Annotated in this window: 2 protein-coding genes; one reads left to right on the top strand and one right to left on the bottom strand. The window is 66.5% G+C overall.

The features are described from left to right. Window positions 1-957, top strand: a 957-nt coding sequence (locus EPO09_RS06070) for a hybrid sensor histidine kinase/response regulator (protein WP_290641212.1), incomplete at its 5' end; no start/stop codon positions are given. On the opposite strand, the gene EPO09_RS06065 is transcribed toward EPO09_RS06070, so the two are convergent. Beyond that, window positions 899-2,074 carry an MFS transporter gene (locus EPO09_RS06065; protein WP_290641210.1) on the bottom strand — a complete coding sequence of 392 codons (1,176 nt, stop codon included), beginning with the start codon at window positions 2,072-2,074 and terminating at the stop codon, window positions 899-901. The genes EPO09_RS06070 and EPO09_RS06065 overlap by 59 nt on opposite strands. Between the last annotated feature and the right edge of the window lie 89 nt (window positions 2,075-2,163).

Below are 2,163 nucleotides of genomic sequence, written 5' to 3'. Positions count from 1 at the left end.
CTCAACACCTTGATGGACTTCTCCAAGGTGGATGCGGGCGTGGTCAAGCCACAGATGCAGCCGTTTGCGCTGCAGCCGATGTTGCGCAAGTTGGAGCGCGAAATGGCGCCCCTGGCCGAAGAGAAGGGCCTGGCCTTTCGCATGCGCGATACGTCAGTGATCCTGCATGCCGACCCGGCGCTGGTCGAGATGATCCTGCGCAATCTGGTGCTCAATGCCATTCGCTACACCGAGCGTGGTGCCGTGTTGATGGCATGCCGCCGTCGTGGCGCACGGGCTGTGGTCGAGGTGTGGGATACGGGCATCGGCATTCCCGACGATCACCACGAGGAGATCTTCCGCGAGTTCCACCAGTTGGGTAATCCGGAGCGCGATCGCCGCAAGGGCTTGGGTCTGGGGCTGGCGATCGTGGAAGGCCTGGCTCGGGCGATGAGTGTGGACGTGTCGCTGAAGTCGGTGCCCGGGCGTGGCTCGGTGTTTCGCCTGGGCTTGCCGATCAGCCTGTCACCATGGCGCGAGGCGGATGTGGTGCCGCACGATGAGCCGGATCTGAGTGGTTTGCGCGTCCTGCTGATTGACGACGACGAGACTGTGCGATCGGCGATGTGCGATCTGCTGGCGAACTGGGGATGCTGGTGCGAGGCCGTGGCTTCCGATGATGAGGCTTTGCGTGTGCTGAACCGGTTTGATCCTGACGTGGTGCTGGCCGATTACCGTTTGCGCAGCCACCGCACCGGCTTGCAGGCCGTGGAGGCGGTGCGCCAGCGCCTGGGCCACGATGTGCCGGCCGCGATCATCACGGGCGATACGGCGACGGAGCGCTTGCGCGAGGCGCATGACAGCGGCCTGCCCTTGTTGCACAAACCCGTGCCGGCAGACCGCTTGCAGTCGATGCTGTTCAGTTTGTGGCGCGAGGCTGTGAACCGTCCGCCCTGGTCTGCATCAGCAACAGGCTGAGCGCCAACACGGCCAGCCAACTGCCCTGGCCGCCCACGCCAAAGTGATCGAAGACCCAGCCGCTGATGAGCGGGCCTAAGGCGCCGCCAGCCGTGTAGCCGGCGATCATGGCCGAGGTACCTGCCAGGGCGGAGCTGTCGGCGAAATCATGGGCCACGCGGATCATGCTCAATGTGTAGAGCGCGCCGCCGATGCCGCCCCAGGCCGCCGCGCAGATCCAGATCAAGGTGGGCCAGGTGGTGGCCTGCACGAAGGCAACGGCACTGATCACCAGCACGCCGGCGCCGAGGGCAAACAGACGCCGGGCGGGCATGTGGTCGGCCAGCCAGCCGGTGGGGTATTGAAAGAGGAAGCTGCCCATGCCCAAAGCGCCGGCAATCGAGGTGGCGGCTGCCAGGTTCATGCCGATCTGCGAACCGTAGGCCGTGGTGATGGAACCCAGGCCCACTTCAAACACGCCGCCCACCACGGCCGCCCAGGCCAGCGCTGGCCTGAAGCGCCAGGCGCTCATGAGGCTCATGGGTTCGTGGTCGTCGTGCATGGCCTTGAGCTGGGTCACGGCAGGTACCAGCGTGATCAGCAGGCCCAGCGCCAGGCCACCTGCTGCGATGGCGTTGGCTTCGGTCGGGCCGATGCGCAGCAGGCCGGGCAGCATGGGGCCCAGCGCCATGCCGGCGCCCAGCAGCGCTTGATACATGCCTGTGAGGCGGCCACGGTGGCTGGCGGGCACGTTGTGCGCGATCAGGGCTTCGGTGGCGTTCCAGGCCGCGGCGGCGCCCATGCCGGCCATCAGGCCCAGCGCGCACCAGATACGGTAATCCGCCGTGAGCAGGTAGCCCAGGCAGGAGATCAGCTCCAGCAGCAAGCCAGCGCGGTAGGCCTGACCCACACCGATGCGGGCAAACAGGCGTGGCACCAGGGGCACCAGCATGGCCACGCTGATGAAGGGCAGCATGGCAAACAGGCCGATGGCCGTGCTGCTGGCGCCGGCCGTTTGCAGACGCACGGCCAGCACCGGGTTGAGCAGGCTGTAGCTCAGCACCACCAGCGTGGTGCCCAGCATCACGCGCAGCAGGCCGGGTGGCAGCTTGGGCGCGGGATTGTTCAGCTCAGCCACCCTCGGCGGTAGAAATACCACATGGGCACGAGGGCGCTGGCCACCATCAAGGCCACTGTGTACGGGTAGCTCCAATCACCCAGCCAGAG

The sequence above is a fragment of the Aquabacterium sp. genome (genome assembly GCF_004297345.1).
GTDB lineage: Bacteria > Pseudomonadota > Gammaproteobacteria > Burkholderiales > Burkholderiaceae_C > Aquabacterium.
Note: the sequence above shows the minus strand (reverse complement) of the source record. Positions and strands in the feature narration are given on the sequence as shown.